We start from the raw sequence: 21,236 nt of genomic DNA on the forward strand, positions 1-21,236 counted from the left end.
TAAAGAATTACAAATGAATATAGGTTACCAATTATAACAGATTTTGAGAACAATTTTAAAACAAGAATAATAGTCAACACCTTTTTAGAATGTATAGGTCGAATAGTTCACAATTTAAGAAAAAATTGAAATTAATTTTTCAATCATGTTTCCAAGCACATTTCTTGAAACCCTTTCCTTCTTCTGATAGACTAATACATAGTTTGAAAAAGGAGACTTAACATGAAAAAATTTGTTGCTGAATTAATCGGTACTTTTATGCTTGTGTTCATCGGAACAGGAGCTGTTGTTTTTGGAAATGGTGTTGAGGGACTTGGACACCTTGGAATTGCTCTTGCCTTTGGTTTGGCAATCGTAGTCGCAGCCTTCTCAATCGGAACTGTTTCAGGTGCTCACTTGAACCCAGCTGTTTCTATCGCTATGTTTGTGAACAAACGTTTGTCATCTTCAGAGCTTGTAAACTACATTCTTGGTCAAGTGGTTGGTGCTTTCCTTGCATCTGGATCTGTATTCTTCCTCTTGGCGAATTCAGGTATGTCAACTGCAAGTCTTGGTGAAAATGCCTTGGCAAACGGTGTAACTGTCTTTGGTGGTTTCTTGTTTGAAACAATCGCAACCTTCTTGTTTGTTTTGGTGATCATGACTGTCACTTCAGCAAGCAAAGGGAATGGTGCAATCGCTGGTTTGGTGATCGGTTTGTCATTGACAGCTTTGATTCTAGCTGGCTTGAACATCACTGGACTTTCAGTAAACCCAGCTCGTAGCTTGGCTCCTGCTGTTTTGGTAGGTGGCGCAGCTCTTCAACAAGTTTGGATTTTCATCCTTGCACCAATCGTTGGTGGAGTTCTTGCAGCCCTTGTTACTAAAAACTTCCTTGGAACTGAAGAATAATTGAAACTTAAAAAGCCTTGCTCCTCATTTTGAGGAACAGGGCTTTTTCGTATTATACTCTTCGAAAATCTCTTCAAACCACGTTAGCTTCACCTTGCCGTATGTATGGTTACTGACTTCGTCAGTTTCATCTACAACCTCAAAACAGTGTTTTGAGCTGGCTTCGTCAGTCTTATCTACAACCTCAAAGCAGTGCTTTGAGCAACCTGCGGCTAGCTTCCTAGTTTGCTCTTTGATTTTCATTGAGTATGAGTTTAACGGTTGTCAATTTTTTCTGGATAGAGGTCGTGTTGAAAGAGGCGTTGTTCTGCCAAGCCTTCATACTTGGTTCCAGGCTTACCGTAGTTATAGTAGGGGTCGATTGAGATGCCACCGCGAGGAGTAAATTTCCCCCAAACCTCCAAGTAGCGAGGGTCTAGCAAGTTGACCAAGTCTTTACCGATGGTGTTGATACAGTTTTCGTGAAAATCTCCGTGGTTTCGGTAGCTAAAGAGGTAGAGTTTGATGGATTTAGATTCGACACAGAGCTTGTCAGGAATGTAGGAAATATAAATCGTCGCAAAGTCTGGCTGAGCAGTGATGGGACAAAGCGAGGTAAATTCAGGGCAGTTGAACTTGATAAAATAGTCATTTTCCACATGACGATTGTCAAAAGATTCCAGGACTTCTGGTTGATATTCGAAAATGTAGTTGGTTTCTTTGTTGCCGAGGAGGCTGAGGTTTTTCATTTCTTCTTGTTGTGACATGATTTTTTTCTTTCTAATCTTAAACACCACGTTGGTTATCGTAGAGGAGGGTATGAAGTTGGGGAAGGACGCGAACATTGCCCCAGCTGTCGTCAGCAGCGACACGTTCCCATAGTTCTTTGAGGCGGTCTAGTTGGTCTTGGACAATATTGCCTGTAGCCTTGGGCTCAGGATTTCCAGCTGATAAGAAGAGGACATCTGGTTGGTAGCGTTCTTGAATGCCTTTGGCAAAGGCTAGATCTGCATCATCAAAGACAGGGATTTTAAAGGTGATCTTGTCTGGATCCAGTTGGGAAACGATAAAGTCCAAGGTTTCAAAGTTGACTTCCATCTTGGATGAAGGAGGTTTGGGACTCAAGGTCACCTGGTCGATGTCTTTTAACCAATGTTGCCAGCGGGAGCCTTGGGTTTCAACAGCCAGAGTAACACCACGTTGCTTGAGCTTGGTGACTAACTCGGCCATGTTGGCAGCTAGGATGGCAGGATTTCCTCCAGACAGGGTTACATAGTCGTAGCTTCCTAGTTTGTCTAACTCAGCGATCACTTCATCAGCTGTCATACGAGTAGGCTTCTCAGAACCATCCCAAGTAAAGGCAGAATCGCACCAGTCGCAGTGGTAGTCACAACCAGCAGTGCGGACAAACATGGTTTTCTGCCCAATAGCACGGCCTTCACCTTGAAAGGTTGGACCAAAAATTTCCAGAACTGGTAGTTTGAGGACACATTCTTTAGTCATCTAACCACTCCCGTCTAAACTCCGCAAAGGCAGTCGGAGTCTCATAGAGGCGAACGTATTCTAGGCGAAGACCGCGCTCATCTGGCAACTCTTGGCTCATGGTTTGGAAAATCCAGTAAACCATATTTTCAGCGGTTGTATTCATGTAGGGTAGGGTTTCATTGAGATAACGATGATCCAAGTGGGGCTCTAAGTAGTTCTTGTAGATTTGTTTGATATCCCCAAAATCGTAGGTCATGCCACGTTCATCTAAAAATCCACTGACTGCGATTTGCAGATGATAAGTATGGCCGTGCAGGGATTTGCATTTCCCCTCATAGTGAAAGAGGTGGTGGGCAGCATCAAAGGTAAATTCTTTGGAGACTAAGGTTCTGTGAGGATTGTAGACAAGAGATTCCCCAGTTTCTTGTTTGATTTCTTTGGGGGCAAAAAACATCAGGCCTCTCCTTTCTGCGAGAGATAAACCTCTAAACCATGTTGGCGTAGATGGCAGGCAGGACAATCCCCACAACCAGTACCGATAATGCCATTATAGCAGGTCAAGGTCTTCTCACGAACGTAGTCAAAGGCACCGAGTTGGTCGGCTAATTCCCAAGTTTCTGCCTTGTCTAGCCACATGAGAGGCGTTTGGATCACAAAGTCGTAATCCATGGCAAGGTTGAGGGTCACATTGAGCGATTTGACAAAGACATCACGGCAGTCAGGATAGCCTGAGAAGTCTGTTTCACACACTCCTGTCACGATATCTGTAATTCCAAGCTGCTTGGCAAGGACTGCCGCAAAGGACAGAAAGAGATGATTGCGACCGTCAACGAAGGTATTAGGAACCTCTCCTTCTTTTTGCTCAATTTCTAGATCTGAAGTCAAGGCATTTTCAGTAATTTGTCCTAGCAGAGACATATCTAGGATATGATGACGAATTCCTTGTTCCTCAGCGATTTCTTTGGCAACTTGAATTTCGAGATGGTGGCGTTGGCCATAGGCAAAGGTAACGGCTTCGACCTTTTCATAGTGTTGCTTGGCCCAAAAGAGGCAGGTTGTTGAATCTTGACCGCCACTAAAGACGACCAAGGCTGATTGACGTTTCATAGTACTCCTTCCAAAATGGGAAATGTTCAGAGCACGCAAAAAGCTCCCTAGAGGGAGCTAAAAAATACCAAGTAGAGGTTTTTTTTAGCGATGGCATGTCCCAAACATCGTGATATTCTAGTTACAGTCTAGCATATTTTTTGAAAAATGGCAAAGGACAAGAAAAAAGAGACCAAATGGATGCACTTGGTCTCTCCTTCTATTAACTCAATTCATCAACGATTGCCTTGATTTGTTCTGCAGTGTGAACACCTGCAACTTGTTTGACGACTTGTCCATCTTTTTTGAAAAGAAGAGTAGGGATAGACATGATACCGAATGAACGAGCTGTATTTGGATTTTCATCAACGTCCATTTTAACAATCTTCAAGACATCTTCTGAAAGTTCTTCAGACAATTTGTCCAAGATTGGACCTTGCATACGACATGGACCACACCAAGTTGCCCAGAAGTCTACCAAGACCAATCCGTCTTTAGTTTCTTGTTCAAATGTTGCGTCTGTAATTGCTTTTGCCATAGTATTTCTCCTTTTTAGTTATATTGGCTTAAATCTTGTTTCATGAGATAGAAGAAGACATCTCCATAAGTCCCATGGTAGTCCAAATCATGCCCCTTGTAGGTTACTTTTTGGACAGGGTAGTAGTCTGCGACACTGATCAGGCAGGCATGTTGAGAACGTTCAAATTCTTCGTATGACTCAAAGGTCATTGTTCTCTCTTGCTTGCTGGCATCAAGATAGGTGATTTCAATCATAGGATTCTCCTTTGCTAAATCATGTTTTCATTTTACTCCTTGAAAAAAGGAATGTCAAGAAAAATGATTGCGCACGCAAGTTTTTTAAAAAAATATGTTAGGCCAACCAGTTTGATTTTGTTGCTAAGCTTTCTTCAACAGCTGTTTGTAAATAAGCCAAGGTAGTCTGTCCTTCGCTTGTCAGGCAGATAAAACTAGCTCGCTTGTCCTGGTCGCAGCATCTCCGACTAAGTAAGCCGCAGTTTTTTGCTTCTAAGCGAGCCACCATCCGTGAAACAGCACTAGGGCTCAGGTGGAGTTTGTCTGGCAAGTCGATTTGTCGTAGGGATTTGCCTTCAGCCTGATTTAGAAAGTGCAAGAGGTAAAATTCTTTGAGTGTCAAGGTTTGTTCACTCTGCTCAGCGATGGTCTCTTCTAAAATAGCTTCTAGCTCTACTTGCCTACGGTTGAAGTCAAACCATTTTTCTAAGTAAGTCATGTCCATCTCCTTTCCCTCTATAATAGTGTAATCATACTAGTGCATCTATGATGCTTGCGCACGCAATTAGTATACACCTTTTTGGCTTGGATAGCAAGAAGGATGTTTCTTATATATTTCCTTGAAATTTTCTGAAAAAAGAGTAAACTGGTATGCAGAAAGTCTATTTGTGGAGTTTACAATGAAGTTATATGTTCAGTTAATGATTCTCTTTGTGATTTCTTTAATCGGTGAAGGAATCTCCAGTTTTTTTCATTTGCCCATCCCTGGGAGTATCATCGGCTTGATTATTCTGTTTCTAGCCTTACAGTTCAAGTGGCTGCGTACTCGTCATGTCAACATGGTTGGAAATTTTCTCCTAGCTAACATGACCATTCTCTTTCTACCTCCTGCGGTTGGAATTATGGAAAAATTTGATGTGATTGCTCCCTATCTTCTGCCGATTGTTTTGATTGTCTTTTTTGCGGCGGTGATTAATATTATCCTGATTGCGCTTGTGGTTCAATTTATCAAAAAACGCTATGAAGGTGACTACGAAGAAAGAGGTGTCAAATGAGCGAATTTGTATCCAATCCTCTTTTCGGGATAGCTTTATCAATCTTAGCCTATCTTGGGGGAATGATGATTTTCAGACGCTATCCTCATCCCTTAACGACTCCCTTGTTGCTGTCAGCTATTTTTATTATCATCTTTCTAAAGGTAACTGGCATTTCCTACCAAGATTACTACCAAGGTGGGGTTTATCTTAACAACTTGATTGTTCCTTCAACAGTAGCTCTAGGAATTCCCCTTTATAAGAGTTTCCACTTGATGAAGCATCATGTTAGGAGTATTTTGCTGGGTAGCTTTCTAGCTGTCATCGTCAATACCTCTTTTACAGCCCTAGTCGCAAAAATCTTTGGCATGGAATTTTTCCTAGCTATTTCCCTCTTTCCTAAGTCAGTAACGACCGCTATGGCAGTAGGGATTACAGAAAAGTTGCAAGGCTTGACTACTGTGACTCTAGTAGTTGTCGTAGCGACTGGTATTTTGACCAGCGTTATCGGACCAACGCTTTTGAAATGGCTCAAGATAGATGATCCAGTGGCTGTTGGACTAGCCCTGGGTGGAACAGGACACGCGGTTGGAACTGGAACGGCCTTCCGCTATGGACCAGTCGCAGGTGCTATGGGAGGACTAGCCATCGGTGTTACAGGTATTCTCTACGTATTTGTCAGTCCTATTGTAGCTAATTTAATCTTGAGTTAAAAACCAAGGAATTTTGATTTCCTTGGTTTTTTTCTATGGATGCAAAAGCATACGGGCTATAGTTTTATTTGGTCAATCTTATGACCTGGTCGTAGCGTTTTAGGTCTTCTGCTGAATAATGGTGAATAACTTCAATAACAGTCTGTGGCATAGCAAAGAGGAGATCACTGATTTTTCGACTGTTTTCCAAGTCAAGATTGGCCTTTACCTCATCGGCTAGGATTAGTTTACTCTCATGGTAGAGGGAGCGAGCGACTTCTAACCGTTGTTTTTCACCACCAGATAGACTATCATTGCTAAGCGTTCTATGCTTCAAATTCTCTAAACCAGTCTGTCTCAGGATTTTATCCAATCTAGTCTGGTCTATGACGGAGCCCAGAGTGATATTGTCAGTTAGTGATAAGTCGTCAAAATAATGACTGGATTGGAGGATGTATGAACTAATGCTGCTGATTTCTTCCCGACTAAGGATTTGTCCTGCAAAGCTAATGTGTCCACTCGTAGCGGCTTGATCTCCATGAATAATATTCAGGAGAGTGGTTTTACCAGTGCCGCTCTCTCCGATGATGGCAATTTTTTCTCCTTGATTGATACTAAGTGAGAGTGGTGCTAAAATCACTTGTTGTTCTACCTCTAAAGAGAGATTCTCCGCTTTGATAGGATAGATATCTGGAATAGGCTTGGTATAGTTATGATTAGTCTGGCTAAGAAGCTTTTGATATTTCTTACAGAGATAGGTGGTGGATTTACGAGTGTTGTTAAAATAAGCTAGTTCTTGAAATTGATAGCCGATATTGTGAGATACGAGATAAATAGCGACAAAACTGGCTGCACTGAGGTGGCCATAGTAGGTCATAAAACCACCGATGACAATGGGAGCAACGGAACAAAAAGCATCAATACTATTGATGAGGAGACTATTGATGGTGCGCTGTTTCTCATAGTTTATCTCTGCATCAAGACTATGTTGTAGCTGACTAGAATAACGATTGAAAAAGAAAGTTTGTCCATGGTAGTGGCGGATTTGTTGGCTCCCACTGATGAAGCTTGTCAAAGTTGCTAGATAGCTTTGATTGATTTTTGAACGAGCCTCGGAGAGATTATCTAAGCGTTTGGCCCCGATGGAGCTACAAAGGACTGGGAGAGAGTAAAAAAGGATAAAAATGAGTCCCAGATAGAAGTTGGTCCACAAGGCATAAGAGACTGAAACGCTGGTAAATCCAATGGAAGAAATAATAATCACTGTAGGCTCGATATAGCTTGTCTCCAGTTGCTTGACATCATTTTCTAAATCAGACAGAAGGTCTTGCTCAGCAATGGCATAACTGTTTAAAAATTGATGAAAAATGGCACTTTTAAGGCCGAATTTGAAATCGGTTATGAGACGGGCGTAGTAGTATCTTTTGCCAGCCAACCCGATAAGCAGGAAGAGATTGCCTAAAATTCCAAAGATTAGAACTTTCCAGAGTAATTCGAGGTCCTGATTCGTAAAACTAGCCACTATATTCTGAACGAGGGCGGGTGTGATAATCGCTTCAAGCCAGGTGATGATAATTGATAAAAAATAGAGAATAAGGTGTTTCTTTGTTACAAATCTTCTAAGCATAAAGTGGGAACCTCCTAGTGAAAAGCAACTTTATAAAGGTATTATACTCTTTTTTGTAAAATATTTCACATGAAATAAAGTTTTAGGCTTAGAAAATGCAACTATTTAGACGAAGAACGAATCTGAGCTAAAAGTCTTTAAAATCAGAAAACGCATATTATCAGGTCTTGAAAAACCTTGATAATATGCGTTTTATCATAGAAAGAGCTATTTCATTTTCTACTAAAATTAAGTTTTTACCCAGCCTCTGGATGATTACTGAAGATTAACCTTATTCTTCAAGATATAGTAAGTACCGAGGTAGAATCCAGCAATTAGGATTAAATCCGTAAAGATTTCAAATGTAAGCATCATATTGAAATTAGTATCTATGCGAAGGTTGAGACCGACAAAACCAAGCACGATCTGGATAACAATATAGGCTAAAACCGCGAGTGCTGTGCGGTATTCATTGAAAAGTTGTCCGATAGAGATTGCCAAGTAGATGCAGAGGATTCCTGAAACTGTGCTAAGGATGAATGAAATTAGATATAAGCCGATACTGTCTAGGTACTGTTGGAACAAGTCTTTGAAAGCAAGGAAATTAACAGAATTAGGCTCAATGATCACAAGAATGATATAAATGCTCAGAACCAAGACTGCTGAACTGATGAGAGACCAAATGAAGGCCCCCAAGAGTTTGGCCAAGATAATCTGGTGTTCGGAAACTGGCAAGGTTAAAGTGAGATAACCTTGTCGGTCATAGACACTGCCTTTGAAGCGACGGATGATCAAAATTAAGGTTGAAATCCCAAGTGTAATCATCAGGCCACCAAACACGAGTGCTAGAAAAATAAGTAGAATAGGTTGACTTTCTTTGATAGGAATATCGTTATAAGACCTTGCTTGAATTCCGATAAGAGCAGAAAGTGCCAATACAGCACCATAGAGGGCTAAATACCATTTGTTAACATTTTTAAATTCATAACGAACTAAATTCCAAAACATAATAATCTCCTTTAACTAGGCTTTGAATTCATGACGGAAGAGTTGGTCGATAGACTCTCCAGACTCATAGCGAATATCATCAACATTTCCTTGACGGACGACTTTTCCGTCCTTGAGGAAGACAATCTCATCCAAGATTGGTTCGATGTCTGAAATCAAGTGGGTCGAAATCAAGACAGTTGAAGTTGGAGAGTAGTTGTTGATGATGGTGTTCAAGATATAGTCACGAGCTGCTGGGTCTACACCCCCGATTGGTTCATCAAGCACATATAGACGAGCATCGCGACTCATGACAAGGATCAACTGAACCTTTTCTTTGTTCCCTTTTGAGAGTTTCTTGAAACGGCTATTCTCATCGATGCCAAGGTCACGAAGGAGACCTTGAGCACGTTCCAGATTAAAATCTTGGTAGAAGGTCTTGAAATAAGTGAGAGCTTCCTTGACCTTCATCTGCTCGTTGAGATAGGTCGTATCAGGCAGATAAGAAACAATTGCTTTAGTTGCTGGGCTTGGCTCCATGCCGTTGATAAGAATACGCCCTTCCTCTGGCTGTAGCAAGCCGTTGATTAGTTTAATCAAGGTTGTCTTTCCAGAACCGTTTGGGCCAAGGAGGCCAACGATTTTTCCAGCTGGAATTTCAAGGGAAACATTTGTAAGAGCAGGGCTTGCTCCATAGGATTTTGACACATTTTCTAATGCTAACAAAGTCATAGTTTAAACTCCTTCAATATAATCTCTCAAAACAGTCGGTAGTTCTTCTTTTTCATAACCAAATTCTACCATGCTTGTTACAAACTGTTGTAACTGTTCTTCTGACAGTTGCTTACGGGATTGGAGGATCAAGTCCAAGTCCTCTGTGACAAAGCGTCCAGATGTCCGCTTGGTATAGACAAAGCCTTCTCTCTCCAAGTCCGATAAGGCACGCTGGATGGTGTTGGGATTGACACCTGCCTCGCTAGCCAATTCTCTAACGGTTGGAAGCTGTTGATTGGGCTCGAGTTTATGGGAAATAATCTGCAATTTGATTTTCTCCATAATCTGCAAATAAATGGGTTTATTGTTATCAAATGTCCAAGACATCACGATCTCCTTTCTAATTACCTTTGTGTTAATTCAATAATACAACAAAACAAAAAACTTGTCAAGCCAAAAGGAGAATTATTTTGGGAATTGTTTAAAAAATGGTATAATGAAAAGAAAACGACAAGGAGGGAAAGGCATGCGTTGTCCAAAATGTGGCGCTACAAAATCAAGTGTGATCGATAGTCGCCAGGCTGAAGAAGGAAATACAATCAGAAGAAGACGTGAGTGTGAAGAGTGTCAGCATCGTTTTACAACCTATGAACGTGTTGAAGAGAGAACACTAGTTGTGGTCAAAAAAGATGGTACACGGGAACAATTTTCAAGAGATAAAATCTTTAACGGGATTATTCGTTCAGCCCAGAAACGTCCAGTGTCTAGTGATGAAATTGGCATGGTGGTCAATCGCATCGAACAAAAACTCCGTAGTCGCAATGAAAATGAAATTCAGAGTGAAGTTATTGGCTCCTTGGTTATGGAAGAGTTGGCAGAGTTAGATGAGATTACTTATGTCCGTTTTGCCAGTGTTTACCGTAGCTTTAAGGATGTGAGTGAGCTTGAAAGCCTACTCCAGCAGATCACACAATCCTCTAAAAAGAAAAAGGAAAAATAAATGAAGCCAAATGACCGTTTTTCTTTTGTAAAGAATAATCGGGTGTCGCAAGATACCTCATCAATGGTGCAGTGCTACCTCCCGATTATCGGTCAGGAGGCGCTGAGCCTCTATCTTTATGCTGTGACTTTTTGGGATGATGGTCAAAAGGAACATCTCTTTGCAGCCATGCTCAATCATCTGAATTTTGGGATGGATACCCTTTTAAAGGCTTTTAAAACTCTGACAGCCATGAAATTGGTGACCCTCTATCAGCAGGGGGAGGCCTATAACTTGTTACTCCATTCTCCCTTATCAACTCAAGAATTTTTACAACATACAGTTTATCGGACCTTGTTAGAAAAAATGATTGGGGATAGTGCGGTTGCAGCCATGAGACAGGAAGGTGTTGAAGGGGAGCCGATTTCGGTGGCCTTGAGTCAAATTTTTCCTCAGTTATCTGAGTCTGCGAGTCAAGAAACCTCTAGCAGTCAACCTCTAGCAGATGATTTTGATTTGGAGCATTTCCGTCAGCTTATGGCTCGCGATGGTCTTCGTTTTCAAGATGAGACTTCGGATGTTTTGGCCTTGTTTGCAATAGCTGATGAGCAGAAGTGGACCTGGTTTGAGACCTATCAAGTAGCCAAAGCGACAGCAGTGTCGCAAGTGATTTCTGTCAAACGCATCCGTGAAAAGATAGCGCAAAAGCCTGTGACTTCTGACTTTAGTCCCAAGGAAGCAACCATTATCCGAGAGGCTAAGAAAAAGACAGCCTTGCAGTTCCTTGCTGAAATCAAGCAGACCCGCAAGGGAAGTATTACCCAGACTGAACGGGACCTGCTCCAGCAGATGGCTGCCTTGGGCTTGTTGGATGAAGTGATCAATGTTATCTTGCTGCTAACCCTTAATAAGGTTGATTCGGCCAATATCAATGAAAAATACGCCATGAAGGTGGCTAATGACTACGCCTATCAAAATATTCGTAGTGCCGAGGAGGCTGTCCTCCGTATTCGTGAACGCGGCCAAAAAGCAAAAACGCAAAAGCAGAATCAGACTGCCCCAGCAAAAACCAATGTGCCTAAATGGAGCAATCCTGAATATAAGAATGAAACCAGCGAAGAAACTCGTTTAGAACTAGAACGTAAGAAAAAAGAAATGTTAGCTCGATTAGAAAAAGGAGGAGACTAGATGGAAAGTGTCGGAGACGTACTCAAGCGTCAACCAAGCCGATTTCAGTATCAGGATTTGGTCCAGCAAATTGTGAAAGACCCTGATGTTGCGGCCTTTATCCAGAAAGAATCTCTCAGTCAGGAGGAGTTGAACCGAAGTATTTCCAAGTTTAACCAATACATCACTGAGAGAGATAAGTTCCTCCGAGGAGATACAGACTATATCGCCCGTGGCTACAAGCCTATCCTAGTCATGAACCATGGCTATGCAGATGTCTCTTATGAAGAGACTCCGGAGCTAATCGCGGCAGAAAAAGAAGCGGCGATTAAAAACCGTCTCAAGCTAATCAATCTTCCAGCTAGTCTTAAAAAAGCTAGTTTAGCTCAAGTAGACTTGGATGATTTGGGGCGCTTGTCCGTTTTTGAAAAGCTCCTAGCCTTTGTGGAGCAATATCCAGCTATTCGAAAAGGTCTGTACTTATATGGAGACTTTGGTGTGGGTAAAAGTTTCATGGTAGCTGCCCTAGCCCATGATTTGTCAGAAAAACGTGGCGTTTCATCAACTCTCCTCCACTATCCTAGTTTTGTCATCGATGTCAAAAATGCCATCGGTGATGGCAATGTTAAGACCTTGGTGGATGAGATTAAGCTGGCTGAAGTCTTGATTTTAGATGATATTGGTGCCGAGCAATCAACAGCTTGGGTGCGTGACGAGATCTTGCAGGTCATTCTCCAATATCGCATGCAGGAAGATTTACCGACCTTTTTCACCTCCAACTTCAACTTTGAAGATTTGGAGAAGCATTTCGCTAAAGGGAAAAACGGAAATGACGAAACCTGGGAAGCTAGACGCGTCATGGAACGCATTCGCTATTTAGCAGAGGAAATAAGACTTGAAGGAGAAAACCGCCGATGACAGAAACAATCAAATTAATGAAGGCTCACACTTCAGTGCGTAGATTTAAGGAGCAAGAGATTCCCCAAGAAGATTTAAATACCATTTTGTCTGCAGGACAAATGGCTTCTTCTTGGAAAAATTTCCAATCCTATTCTGTGATTGTAGTTAGAAGTCAAGAAAAGAAGGATGCCTTATTTGAGCTAGTTCCTCAGGAAGCGATTCGCCAGTCTGCAGCCTTTTTACTTTTTGTTGGTGACCTAAACCGTGCAGAAAAAGGGGCTCGTCTCCATACGGATGTTTTCCAACCTCAAGGGGTGGAAGGACTCCTCATCACTTCAGTAGATGCTGCGCTTGCTGGGCAAAATACCTTGCTTGCGGCAGAAAGCCTAGGCTACGGTGGAGTGATTATCGGTTTGGTGCGTTACAAGTCTGTTGAATTAGCAGAATTGTTCAAGCTTCCTGACTATACCTATCCAGTCTTTGGGATTGCACTCGGTGTGCCAAATCAACAGCATGATGTAAAACCAAGATTGCCACTAGAGAATGTTGTCTTTGAGGAAGAATACCAAGAACAGTCAACTGAGGCTATTGAAGCCTATGACCGTGTACAGACTGAATATGCAGGTGCGCGTGCGACTACCACTTGGAGTCAACGTTTAGCAGAGCAATTTGGCAATCCAGAACCAAGCTCGACTCGAGAAAATCTTGAGCAGAAGAAGTTATTGTAGAAAGTGAGAGAACATGGCCTTACCAACTGTTGCCATTGTGGGACGTCCCAATGTTGGGAAATCAACCCTATTTAACCGTATCGCGGGAGAACGCATCTCAATCGTAGAAGATGTTGAAGGTGTAACGCGAGATCGTATCTATGCCACAGGTGAGTGGCTCAATCGTTCTTTTAGTATGATTGATACTGGGGGAATCGATGATGTCGATGCGCCTTTCATGGAACAAATCAAGCACCAGGCAGAAATTGCCATGGAAGAAGCAGATGTTATCGTCTTTGTCGTGTCTGGAAAAGAAGGAATTACAGATGCGGACGAATACGTTGCCCGTAAACTTTATAAAACTCATAAACCAGTTATCCTAGCCGTTAACAAGGTTGACAATCCAGAGATGCGAAATGATATCTATGATTTCTATGCTCTAGGTTTGGGCGAACCACTACCGATTTCATCTGTTCATGGTATCGGGACAGGGGATGTGCTGGATGCTATTGTGGAAAACCTCCCACATGAAGTTGAAGAAGAAAATCCAGATGTTATTAAATTCAGCTTGATTGGACGTCCAAATGTCGGAAAATCTAGCTTGATTAATGCCATTTTGGGAGAAGATCGCGTCATTGCCAGCCCTGTAGCTGGTACCACTCGTGATGCCATTGATACCCACTTTACAGATGCTGACGGCCAAGAGTTTACCATGATTGATACTGCTGGTATGCGTAAGTCTGGTAAAGTCTATGAAAACACTGAGAAATACTCGGTTATGCGTGCTATGCGTGCTATTGACCGTTCAGATGTAGTCTTGATGGTCCTCAATGCTGAGGAAGGCATCCGTGAGTACGACAAGCGTATCGCAGGTTTTGCCCACGAAGCTGGTAAAGGAATGATTATCGTGGTCAATAAGTGGGATACCCTTGAAAAAGATAACCACACCATGAAAAACTGGGAGGAAGATATCCGTGAGCAGTTCCAATACCTGCCTTACGCACCGATTATCTTTGTTTCGGCTTTGACCAAGCAACGTCTCCATAAGCTGCCTGAGATGATCAAGCAAATCAGCGAGAGTCAAAATACCCGTATTCCATCAGCTGTCTTGAATGATGTGATTATGGATGCTATTGCTATCAACCCAACACCGACAGATAAAGGGAAACGTCTCAAGATTTTCTATGCGACTCAAGTGGCAACCAAACCACCAACCTTTGTCATCTTTGTTAACGAAGAAGAACTCATGCACTTCTCTTACCTGCGCTTCTTGGAAAATCAAATTCGCAAGGCCTTTGTCTTTGAAGGAACACCGATTCATTTGATTGCAAGAAAACGGAAATAAACAATCAAGATCTGGAATGCGATTTCCAGATCTTTTTGCTATAATAAAACAAGGAAAGGATTAGAGAGGTGTGAGATGGAGAAGTTAGTGAAATTGTTGGTTTTAGCGCCCTACTTTTACTTTTTGCATTGGATTGAGAAGGCAGATAAAAATAGTAGATACTTCACTTTTTTCTATTATTTTTACTGGATTTACCTTCCTCTGTGGGCTTTGTTTAGTCTAGCTTTTACAGTATTTTCTTTTTCACTGTTTACTTTTATTTTGATAGAACCTAGAGATTTAACGAGGTGGGGCATTTGGTTACTCTTAATCTTATTGTCCCTAGTGAATGACTGGAAAGTTATTGACTGTCTAAAAAAGATGAACAAACTGAGATTGGACAAGAAGACAGCTGGCATCGACTGAGGAAAAATCTCAGTAAAAACCCTTGCTGGAAAGAGAAATTAAAAGGGGGAGTGGGAAAGAAATCGGTAATTCGTTAGAATTCGATTTCGTCGTCCCACCTCCGCACAGTTGAGTAGGGCTGTAAAAGTTGATGAAATCAGCGAAGTAGAGCCCACTCAACCACTGTGTCTTGCTCGACAGTCCAAAGACAATTGAGAGGCTAGGACTTTTGTCCCAGCTCTTTTTTCGTCTTTAGGGAAAACGGAATATTTCTTGAAAAAAATGGGCAAATATGCTACAATAAAAAGAACATTCTAAAATATTCAGAATTTAAAGTAAGGAAAAAAATGGCAAATTTATTAAAATCAATCATCGAAAATGATAAAGGAGAAATTCGTCGTCTGGAGAAGATGGCTGATAAGGTCTTTAAATATGAAGATCAGATGGCTGCCTTGACAGATGAAGAATTACAAGCAAAAACGGTAGAGTTTAAAGAGCGTTACAAAAATGGTGAATCACTGGACTCATTGTTATACGAAGCTTTTGCGGTTGTCCGTGAGGGAGCTAAGCGTGTCCTTGGTCTCTTTCCATATAAGGTTCAGGTTATGGGTGGTATCGTTCTTCACCATGGTGACGTTCCTGAGATGCGTACAGGTGAAGGTAAAACCTTGACAGCGACGATGCCTGTATACCTCAATGCTCTTTCAGGTAAAGGGGTTCACGTAGTTACGGTCAATGAATACCTTTCTGAACGTGACGCGACTGAGATGGGTGAGTTGTACTCATGGCTTGGTTTGTCAGTTGGGATCAACTTGGCAGCAAAATCTCCGATGGAGAAAAAAGAAGCTTATGAGTGTGATATCACTTACTCAACCAACTCAGAGATTGGTTTCGACTATCTTCGTGATAACATGGTCGTTCGTGCGGAGAATATGGTTCAACGTCCACTCAATTACGCCTTGGTCGATGAGGTGGACTCTATCTTGATTGACGAAGCTCGTACTCCTTTGATCGTTTCAGGAGCCAATGCAGTTGAAACAAGTCAACTCTACCATATGGCTGACCATTTTGTGAAGTCTTTGGATAAGGATGACTATATCATTGACATCCAGTCTAAGACTATTGGTCTATCAGATTCAGGGATTGACAAGGCCGAAAGCTACTTCAATCTAAGCAACCTCTACGATATTGAAAATGTTGCTCTGACTCACTTTATCGATAACGCCCTTCGTGCCAACTACATCATGCTTCTCGATATTGACTACGTGGTCAGCGAAGAGCAGGAAATCTTGATTGTCGACCAATTTACTGGTCGTACCATGGAAGGTCGTCGTTATTCGGATGGTTTGCACCAAGCGATTGAAGCTAAAGAAGGTGTGCCAATCCAAGATGAAACCAAGACATCAGCCTCTATTACCTACCAAAACCTCTTCCGTATGTACAAGAAATTGTCAGGTATGACGGGTACAGGTAAGACTGAGGAAGAAGAATTCCGCGAAATCTACAATATTCGTGTTATTCCTATCCCAACAAACCGTCCGGTTCAACGTATCGACCACTCAGACCTACTCTATGCAAGTATCGAAGCTAAGTTTAAGGCTGTTGTCGAAGATGTAAAAGCTCGCTACCAAAAAGGTCAACCTGTCTTGGTTGGTACGGTTGCAGTTGAAACCAGTGACTACATTTCTAAAAAATTGGTAGCTGCAGGCGTTCCTCACGAAGTCTTGAATGCCAAAAACCACTATAAAGAAGCTCAAATTATCATGAATGCTGGTCAGCGTGGTGCAGTTACCATCGCGACTAACATGGCCGGTCGTGGTACCGACATCAAACTTGGTGAAGGTGTTCGTGAACTTGGTGGACTTTGTGTCATCGGTACAGAACGTCATGAAAGCCGTCGTATCGATAACCAGCTTCGCGGACGTTCAGGTCGTCAAGGGGATCCAGGTGAATCTCAATTCTACCTTTCTCTTGAAGATGATTTGATGAAACGCTTTGGTTCAGAACGCTTGAAGGGTGTCTTTGAACGCCTCAATATGTCTGACGAAGCTATCGAATCTCGCATGTTGACCCGTCAAGTAGAAGCAGCTCAAAAACGTGTTGAGGGAAACAACTACGATACTCGTAAACAAGTCCTTCAGTACGATGACGTCATGCGTGAACAACGTGAGATTATCTACTCACAACGCTACGATGTTATCACTGCTGATCGTGACCTTGCTCCTGAGATTCATGCCATGATTAGACGCACAATTGGTCGTGTTGTTGATAACCATGCTCGTGCTAAACAAGATGAAAAATTAGAAGCAATCCTCAACTTTGCTAGATTCAACCTCTTGCCAGAAGACTCTATTACTCTTGATGACTTGTCAGGCTTGTCAGATAAAGAAATCAAGGAAGAACTCTTCCAACGTGCTTTGGTTGTTTACAATAACCAAGTATCTAAGCTAAGAGATGAAGAAGCAGTTAAGGAATTCCAGAAGGTATTGATCCTACGTGTGGTTGATAATAAATGGACTGACCATATCGACGCCCTTGACCAGTTACGTAATGCTGTTGGTCTCCGTGGTTATGCTCAGAACAACCCAGTCGTAGAGTATCAAGCAGAAGGCTTCCGTATGTTTAATGATATGATCGGTTCGATTGAGTTTGATGTGACTCGTTTGATGATGAAAGCTCAAATACATGAACAAGAACGTCCGCAGACAGAGCGTCATATCAGCACGACAGCCACTCGCAATATTGCTGCCCAACAAGCTGACCTTCCTGCAGATTTGGATGTCAGCCAAATCAAACGTAATGACTTATGCCCATGTGGATCAGGTAAGAAGTTTAAAAACTGTCACGGAAAACGACGTTAAGATTGAATGATTTTCAGGCGGATGCCTAGTGAAAAGTGAATTTTCACTTGGCGTCCGCTTGCTTTATAAGGAGGATGAAACATGGTATTTACAGCAAAAAGCCCTAAAATTAATATCGAAGAAGTTCGTAGTGTATCTAAATTAGAAGGTCAGGCCCTTGCCAAGAAACACCAACGTGATCAAGAACTTGAAGCGATTATTCGTGGTGAAGATCAGCGTATTCTCTTGGTGATTGGCCCGTGTTCATCTGATAACGAAGAAGCAGTAGTCGAGTATGCTAAGCGTCTTTCAGCCTTGCAAGAAGAAGTCAAAGACCGTGTCTTTATGGTCATGCGTGTCTATACTGCTAAACCACGTACAAATGGTGACGGTTATAAGGGCTTGATTCATCAGCCGAATGCTAAAGAAGCGCCTAGCCTCATCAATGGTATAAAGGCCGTTCGTCATCTGCATTATCGCGTTATTTCTGAAACAGGGATGACGACAGCAGATGAGATGCTATATCCAGAAAATCTTCCCTTGGTAGATGATCTAATTTCCTACATGGCAGTTGGGGCTCGTTCTGTCGAAGACCAACAACACCGTTTTGTAGCTAGTGGAGCAGATTTTGCGACAGGTTTTAAAAATCCAACGTCTGGAAATCTCAATGTCATGTTCAACGGTATTTATGCGGCTCAAAACAAACAAAGTTTCCTTTTCCTAGGGAAAGAAGTTGAAACGACTGGAAATCCTCTATCGCATGCTATTCTCCGTGGTGCCCTCAATGAATACGGGAAAAACATTCCGAACTATTACTACGATAATTTGATGGATACCATTGCCCAGTATGAAAAAATGGGCCTCGAAAATCCATTTATCATCATTGATACCAACCATGATAACTCAGGCAAGCAGTATATGGATCAGATTCGCATCGTTCGTCAGACCTTGATTAACCGCGACTGGAATGAAAAGATTAAAAAATATGTCCGTGGTTTCATGATTGAGTCTTATCTAGAAGATGGTCGTCAAAATGAACCAGAGGTCTTTGGAAAATCTATCACCGATCCATGTCTAGGATGGGAAAATACTGAGTCTCTTGTTCGCGAAATCTACCAAAGACTAGGAGAATAGTATGGCATTTATTGAAAAAGGTCAAGAAATCGATATTGAAGCGATTAAGGCGGAAACACAGCTGTCTGCAGAAGACTTGCAACATAAGGAAAGCCGAGACCAAGAACTAGCTGATATTCTATCTGGTAAGGATGATCGTATCCTTTTAGTCATTGGTCCTTGTTCATCTGATAATGAAGAAGCAGTGCTTGAATATGCTCGCCGTTTAGCAGACTTGCAGAAAAAAGTTGCGGATAAGATTTTCATGGTCATGCGCGTTTATACAGCTAAACCACGTACCAATGGAGATGGCTATAAGGGTTTGGTGCACCAGCCGGACACTTCCAAAGCACCGAGCCTGATTAATGGTTTGCAGGCTGTTCGCCAGCTACATTATCGGGTCGTTACTGAAACAGGATTGACAACAGCTGATGAGATGCTTTACCCGTCTAATCTAGTCTTGGTTGATGATTTGGTCAGCTACCATGCGGTGGGGGCGCGTTCTGTGGAGGACCAGGAGCACCGCTTTGTGGCTTCAGGGATTGATGCGCCGGTTGGGATGAAAAATCCAACTTCTGGTAATTTGTCTGTCATGTTCAATGCCATCTATGCGGCGCAAAACAAGCAAACCTTCCTTTACCATGGACAAGAAGTTGAGACATCTGGCAATCCCTTGGCCCACGTCATCCTTCGTGGGGCCTTAAATGAGTATGGGAAAAATGAACCCAACTTTTACTATGAAACCCTGTTAAACTCAATCCAAGGTTATAAGAAAATGGGCTTGGAAAATCCCTTTATCATCATTGATACCAACCATGATAATTCAGGCAAGCAGTATCTAGAGCAAATCCGCATCGTGCGCCAGACTTTGCTCAATCGTGATTGGAATGAGAAAATCAAGAAAACAGTTCGTGGGTTCATGATTGAGTCTTACCTAGCAGATGGTCGTCAAAACCAGCCAGAAATCTTTGGTTGTTCGATTACAGATCCATGTCTAGGTTGGGAACATACAGAAGCCTTGGTAGAAGAAATTTACGCTACCTTAACAAAATAAGTGAAAAGGACGGAGTTGGGGGGTATCTCAACTTCTTTTGATGAAAAATGATAGTTGGACATGGTATTGATATCGAAGAGTTAGCTTCGATACAAGAAGCGGTTGAAAGAAAAGACAGTTTTGCCCAGCGTGTATTGACGGTCAAGGAAATGGAACGCTTTACTGGACTTAAAGGACGCAGAAAAATAGAATATCTAGCAGGGCGTTGGTCTGCCAAAGAAGCTTTTGCCAAGGCCATGGGAACAGGGATAGGCAAGCTTAGTTTTCAGGATTTAGAGATTTTGAATGACGAGAAGGGCGCCCCTTATTTTAGCCAAGCTCCTTTTCATGGTAAGATTTGGCTATCGATCAGCCACACTGAACAATATGCAACCGCAAGTGTAATTTTGGAGGAATCTCATGAAAACAAGTCCACATAGACCAACCAAGGCTCTGATTAATCTTGGAGCTATCCGCTATAATATCCAGCAAATGGGGGCTCATATTCCACAAGGGACTCTCAAATGGGCAGTTGTGAAGGCTAATGCATACGGTCATGGGGCAGTAGCTGTTGCAACGGCTATCCAGTCAGATGTTGATGGCTTTTGCGTTTCAAATATCGATGAAGCACTGGAACTCCGTCAGGCAGGTATTGCTAAGAAAATTCTCATTCTAGGCGTATCTGAGGTCGAGTCAATTCCACTAGCCCAAGAATTTGATATTACCTTGACGGTAGCTGGCCTAGAGTGGGTGCAAGCCTTGTTGGTTGCCCAATCAAACCTATCTGGGCTAACAGTTCACCTTAAGATTGACTCAGGTATGGGACGAATTGGTTTTAGAGATGCTAGAGAAGCCCAAGAGGCCCAAATTTTGCTTCAGGAACATGGGGCCTCTGTTGAAGGGATTTTTACTCACTTTGCGACTGCAGATGAGAAATCAGAAGCCTACTTTGATCAACAATTGCAGCATTTCAAAGCGATTCTAGCAGAATTTAAAGATTTGCCAGAACTGGTTCATGCTAGCAACTCGGCTACAACTCTTTGGCATGCGGAAACGATTTTCAAAGCGGTTCGCATGGGGGATGCTATGTACGGACTCAATCCTAGTGGACAGGTCTTGGAATTGCCCTATGATCTCAAGCCAGCCTTGTCCTTGGAGTCTGCCTTGGTTCATGTCAAGACAGTTTCAGCAGGTGCACATGTGGGCTATGGAGCTACTTATGAATCTGATAGCGAACAAGTTATCGCTACTCTGCCAATCGGCTATGCTGATGGTTGGACACGGAATATGCAAAACTTTTCAGTCTTGGTGGATGGACAAGTTTGTCCAATTGTTGGACGAGTTTCTATGGATCAAATCACCATTCGTCTGCCTAAGGTCTATCCACTAGGGACCAAAGTAACCTTGATTGGAACAAATGGAGATAAAGAAATTACTACAACAGAGGTAGCGACCTATCGTGGGACTATCAACTATGAAGTGGTTTGCCTTCTTAGTGACCGTATCCCGAGAGAATATTATTAAGAAACAGATGGAAAGGA

25 protein-coding genes are annotated in these 21,236 nt (G+C 42.2%); 14 read left to right on the forward strand and 11 right to left on the reverse strand.

The genetic code is table 11. The features are described 5' to 3' along the window. Positions 1-222: 222 nt before the first annotated feature. Complete coding sequence (locus tag QM874_RS04630; protein ID WP_414270690.1) at positions 223-891, forward strand: MIP/aquaporin family protein; 669 nt, start codon at positions 223-225, stop codon at positions 889-891. Between the two features lie 254 nt (positions 892-1,145). Here QM874_RS04630 and queF read toward each other — a convergent pair whose 3' ends face one another. The 7 genes from queF to QM874_RS04665 all read right to left on the reverse strand — a co-directional run bounded on the left by queF (position 1,146) and on the right by QM874_RS04665 (position 4,693). Further along, positions 1,146-1,637: a preQ(1) synthase gene (gene queF, locus QM874_RS04635; RefSeq protein ID WP_414316391.1), complete on the reverse strand. Its 492-nt coding sequence runs from the start codon at positions 1,635-1,637 to the stop codon at positions 1,146-1,148. A gap of 19 nt (positions 1,638-1,656) precedes the next feature. Beyond that, a complete protein-coding gene (gene queE / locus QM874_RS04640) occupies positions 1,657-2,373 on the reverse strand; it encodes a 7-carboxy-7-deazaguanine synthase QueE (protein ID WP_414316392.1) in 717 nt (238 codons plus the stop codon). After that, the gene (gene queD / locus QM874_RS04645) at positions 2,366-2,809 is read right to left on the reverse strand and encodes a 6-carboxytetrahydropterin synthase QueD (RefSeq protein WP_371561321.1); all 444 of its coding nucleotides are present in this window, start codon (positions 2,807-2,809) and stop codon (positions 2,366-2,368) included. The genes queE and queD overlap by 8 nt, the downstream gene beginning before the upstream one ends. Continuing rightward, positions 2,809-3,462 (reverse strand): 7-cyano-7-deazaguanine synthase QueC, encoded by a 654-nt coding sequence (gene queC, locus QM874_RS04650; RefSeq protein WP_414316393.1) that lies wholly within the window; start codon positions 3,460-3,462, stop codon positions 2,809-2,811. Before queC ends, queD begins: the two co-directional genes overlap by 1 nt. A 202-nt stretch (positions 3,463-3,664) precedes the next feature. After that, positions 3,665-3,979, reverse strand: a complete 315-nt coding sequence (gene trxA / locus QM874_RS04655) for a thioredoxin (RefSeq protein ID WP_414316394.1) — start codon at positions 3,977-3,979, stop codon at positions 3,665-3,667. 14 nt (positions 3,980-3,993) lie between these two features. Next, on the reverse strand, positions 3,994-4,215 hold the full coding sequence (locus QM874_RS04660) for a DUF4649 family protein (protein ID WP_414316395.1): 222 nt from the start codon (positions 4,213-4,215) through the stop codon (positions 3,994-3,996). Between the two features lie 97 nt (positions 4,216-4,312). Further along, positions 4,313-4,693 (reverse strand): MarR family winged helix-turn-helix transcriptional regulator, encoded by a 381-nt coding sequence (locus QM874_RS04665; RefSeq protein ID WP_045762814.1) that lies wholly within the window; start codon positions 4,691-4,693, stop codon positions 4,313-4,315. A gap of 181 nt (positions 4,694-4,874) precedes the next feature. Here QM874_RS04665 and QM874_RS04670 point away from each other — a divergent pair, with 181 nt between their 5' ends. Continuing rightward, entirely contained in the window at positions 4,875-5,249 is a 375-nt protein-coding gene (locus QM874_RS04670; protein ID WP_414316396.1) for a CidA/LrgA family protein, read from the forward strand. After that, positions 5,246-5,941, forward strand: coding sequence for an LrgB family protein (locus tag QM874_RS04675; RefSeq protein WP_414316397.1), 696 nt, complete (start codon positions 5,246-5,248; stop codon positions 5,939-5,941). Before QM874_RS04670 ends, QM874_RS04675 begins: the two co-directional genes overlap by 4 nt. Positions 5,942-6,005: 64 nt before the next feature. Here the strand turns inward: QM874_RS04675 and QM874_RS04680 are convergent, their stop codons facing one another. From QM874_RS04680 to QM874_RS04695, 4 genes are all read right to left on the reverse strand, one after another. After that, positions 6,006-7,547, reverse strand: a complete 1,542-nt coding sequence (locus QM874_RS04680; protein ID WP_414316398.1) for an ATP-binding cassette domain-containing protein — start codon at positions 7,545-7,547, stop codon at positions 6,006-6,008. Between the two features lie 255 nt (positions 7,548-7,802). Beyond that, a complete protein-coding gene (locus QM874_RS04685; protein ID WP_414316399.1) occupies positions 7,803-8,534 on the reverse strand; it encodes a hypothetical protein in 732 nt (243 codons plus the stop codon). 15 nt (positions 8,535-8,549) lie between these two features. Next, positions 8,550-9,245 (reverse strand): ABC transporter ATP-binding protein, encoded by a 696-nt coding sequence (locus QM874_RS04690; protein WP_049549024.1) that lies wholly within the window; start codon positions 9,243-9,245, stop codon positions 8,550-8,552. A gap of 3 nt (positions 9,246-9,248) precedes the next feature. Continuing rightward, on the reverse strand, positions 9,249-9,614 hold the full coding sequence (locus QM874_RS04695) for a GntR family transcriptional regulator (RefSeq protein WP_414316400.1): 366 nt from the start codon (positions 9,612-9,614) through the stop codon (positions 9,249-9,251). Positions 9,615-9,753: 139 nt separating this feature from the next. Here QM874_RS04695 and nrdR point away from each other — a divergent pair, with 139 nt between their 5' ends. The 11 genes from nrdR (at position 9,754) to alr (ending at position 21,219) form a co-directional block, all read left to right on the forward strand. After that, positions 9,754-10,227 carry a transcriptional regulator NrdR gene (gene nrdR / locus QM874_RS04700; RefSeq protein ID WP_001203674.1) on the forward strand — a complete coding sequence of 158 codons (474 nt, stop codon included), beginning with the start codon at positions 9,754-9,756 and terminating at the stop codon, positions 10,225-10,227. Then, positions 10,228-11,394, forward strand: a complete 1,167-nt coding sequence (locus QM874_RS04705) for a DnaD domain protein (RefSeq protein WP_414316401.1) — start codon at positions 10,228-10,230, stop codon at positions 11,392-11,394. Next, a complete protein-coding gene (dnaI, locus tag QM874_RS04710; protein ID WP_414316402.1) occupies positions 11,395-12,291 on the forward strand; it encodes a primosomal protein DnaI in 897 nt (298 codons plus the stop codon). Continuing rightward, positions 12,288-13,001 carry an NADPH-dependent oxidoreductase gene (locus QM874_RS04715; RefSeq protein WP_373094934.1) on the forward strand — a complete coding sequence of 238 codons (714 nt, stop codon included), beginning with the start codon at positions 12,288-12,290 and terminating at the stop codon, positions 12,999-13,001. Before dnaI ends, QM874_RS04715 begins: the two co-directional genes overlap by 4 nt. Positions 13,002-13,014: 13 nt before the next feature. Next, positions 13,015-14,325 (forward strand): ribosome biogenesis GTPase Der, encoded by a 1,311-nt coding sequence (gene der, locus QM874_RS04720; protein ID WP_045762664.1) that lies wholly within the window; start codon positions 13,015-13,017, stop codon positions 14,323-14,325. 75 nt (positions 14,326-14,400) lie between these two features. Then, positions 14,401-14,730, forward strand: a complete 330-nt coding sequence (locus QM874_RS04725) for a hypothetical protein (protein WP_414316403.1) — start codon at positions 14,401-14,403, stop codon at positions 14,728-14,730. A gap of 326 nt (positions 14,731-15,056) precedes the next feature. Then, on the forward strand, positions 15,057-17,570 hold the full coding sequence (secA, locus tag QM874_RS04730; protein WP_414316404.1) for a preprotein translocase subunit SecA: 2,514 nt from the start codon (positions 15,057-15,059) through the stop codon (positions 17,568-17,570). A gap of 81 nt (positions 17,571-17,651) precedes the next feature. Then, on the forward strand, positions 17,652-18,683 hold the full coding sequence (locus QM874_RS04735; protein ID WP_414316405.1) for a 3-deoxy-7-phosphoheptulonate synthase: 1,032 nt from the start codon (positions 17,652-17,654) through the stop codon (positions 18,681-18,683). A gap of 1 nt (position 18,684) precedes the next feature. After that, positions 18,685-19,716, forward strand: coding sequence for a 3-deoxy-7-phosphoheptulonate synthase (locus QM874_RS04740; protein ID WP_414316406.1), 1,032 nt, complete (start codon positions 18,685-18,687; stop codon positions 19,714-19,716). A gap of 47 nt (positions 19,717-19,763) precedes the next feature. Next, the gene (gene acpS, locus QM874_RS04745) at positions 19,764-20,135 is read left to right on the forward strand and encodes a holo-ACP synthase (protein ID WP_414316407.1); all 372 of its coding nucleotides are present in this window, start codon (positions 19,764-19,766) and stop codon (positions 20,133-20,135) included. Then, entirely contained in the window at positions 20,116-21,219 is a 1,104-nt protein-coding gene (gene alr, locus QM874_RS04750; RefSeq protein ID WP_414316408.1) for an alanine racemase, read from the forward strand. The genes acpS and alr overlap by 20 nt, the downstream gene beginning before the upstream one ends. Positions 21,220-21,236: the final 17 nt, after the last annotated feature.

The sequence above is a fragment of the Streptococcus infantis genome (assembly GCF_047463615.1).
Lineage (GTDB): Bacteria > Bacillota > Bacilli > Lactobacillales > Streptococcaceae > Streptococcus > Streptococcus infantis_X.

Bases quoted from the DNA above. Each gene is read 5' to 3' on its own strand.
- QM874_RS04630 (WP_414270690.1), top strand. From the start codon at position 223: ATGAAAAAATTTGTTGCTGAATTAATCGGTACTTTTATGCTTGTGTTC.
- queF (WP_414316391.1), bottom strand. From the start codon at position 1,637: ATGTCACAACAAGAAGAAATGAAAAACCTCAGCCTCCTCGGCAACAAA.
- queE (WP_414316392.1), bottom strand. From the start codon at position 2,373: ATGACTAAAGAATGTGTCCTCAAACTACCAGTTCTGGAAATTTTTGGT.
- queD (WP_371561321.1), bottom strand. From the start codon at position 2,809: ATGTTTTTTGCCCCCAAAGAAATCAAACAAGAAACTGGGGAATCTCTT.
- queC (WP_414316393.1), bottom strand. From the start codon at position 3,462: ATGAAACGTCAATCAGCCTTGGTCGTCTTTAGTGGCGGTCAAGATTCA.
- trxA (WP_414316394.1), bottom strand. From the start codon at position 3,979: ATGGCAAAAGCAATTACAGACGCAACATTTGAACAAGAAACTAAAGAC.
- QM874_RS04660 (WP_414316395.1), bottom strand. From the start codon at position 4,215: ATGATTGAAATCACCTATCTTGATGCCAGCAAGCAAGAGAGAACAATG.
- QM874_RS04665 (WP_045762814.1), bottom strand. From the start codon at position 4,693: ATGACTTACTTAGAAAAATGGTTTGACTTCAACCGTAGGCAAGTAGAG.
- QM874_RS04670 (WP_414316396.1), top strand. From the start codon at position 4,875: ATGAAGTTATATGTTCAGTTAATGATTCTCTTTGTGATTTCTTTAATC.
- QM874_RS04675 (WP_414316397.1), top strand. From the start codon at position 5,246: ATGAGCGAATTTGTATCCAATCCTCTTTTCGGGATAGCTTTATCAATC.
- QM874_RS04680 (WP_414316398.1), bottom strand. From the start codon at position 7,547: ATGCTTAGAAGATTTGTAACAAAGAAACACCTTATTCTCTATTTTTTA.
- QM874_RS04685 (WP_414316399.1), bottom strand. From the start codon at position 8,534: ATGTTTTGGAATTTAGTTCGTTATGAATTTAAAAATGTTAACAAATGG.
- QM874_RS04690 (WP_049549024.1), bottom strand. From the start codon at position 9,245: ATGACTTTGTTAGCATTAGAAAATGTGTCAAAATCCTATGGAGCAAGC.
- QM874_RS04695 (WP_414316400.1), bottom strand. From the start codon at position 9,614: ATGTCTTGGACATTTGATAACAATAAACCCATTTATTTGCAGATTATG.
- nrdR (WP_001203674.1), top strand. From the start codon at position 9,754: ATGCGTTGTCCAAAATGTGGCGCTACAAAATCAAGTGTGATCGATAGT.
- QM874_RS04705 (WP_414316401.1), top strand. From the start codon at position 10,228: ATGAAGCCAAATGACCGTTTTTCTTTTGTAAAGAATAATCGGGTGTCG.
- dnaI (WP_414316402.1), top strand. From the start codon at position 11,395: ATGGAAAGTGTCGGAGACGTACTCAAGCGTCAACCAAGCCGATTTCAG.
- QM874_RS04715 (WP_373094934.1), top strand. From the start codon at position 12,288: ATGACAGAAACAATCAAATTAATGAAGGCTCACACTTCAGTGCGTAGA.
- der (WP_045762664.1), top strand. From the start codon at position 13,015: ATGGCCTTACCAACTGTTGCCATTGTGGGACGTCCCAATGTTGGGAAA.
- QM874_RS04725 (WP_414316403.1), top strand. From the start codon at position 14,401: ATGGAGAAGTTAGTGAAATTGTTGGTTTTAGCGCCCTACTTTTACTTT.
- secA (WP_414316404.1), top strand. From the start codon at position 15,057: ATGGCAAATTTATTAAAATCAATCATCGAAAATGATAAAGGAGAAATT.
- QM874_RS04735 (WP_414316405.1), top strand. From the start codon at position 17,652: ATGGTATTTACAGCAAAAAGCCCTAAAATTAATATCGAAGAAGTTCGT.
- QM874_RS04740 (WP_414316406.1), top strand. From the start codon at position 18,685: ATGGCATTTATTGAAAAAGGTCAAGAAATCGATATTGAAGCGATTAAG.
- acpS (WP_414316407.1), top strand. From the start codon at position 19,764: ATGATAGTTGGACATGGTATTGATATCGAAGAGTTAGCTTCGATACAA.
- alr (WP_414316408.1), top strand. From the start codon at position 20,116: ATGAAAACAAGTCCACATAGACCAACCAAGGCTCTGATTAATCTTGGA.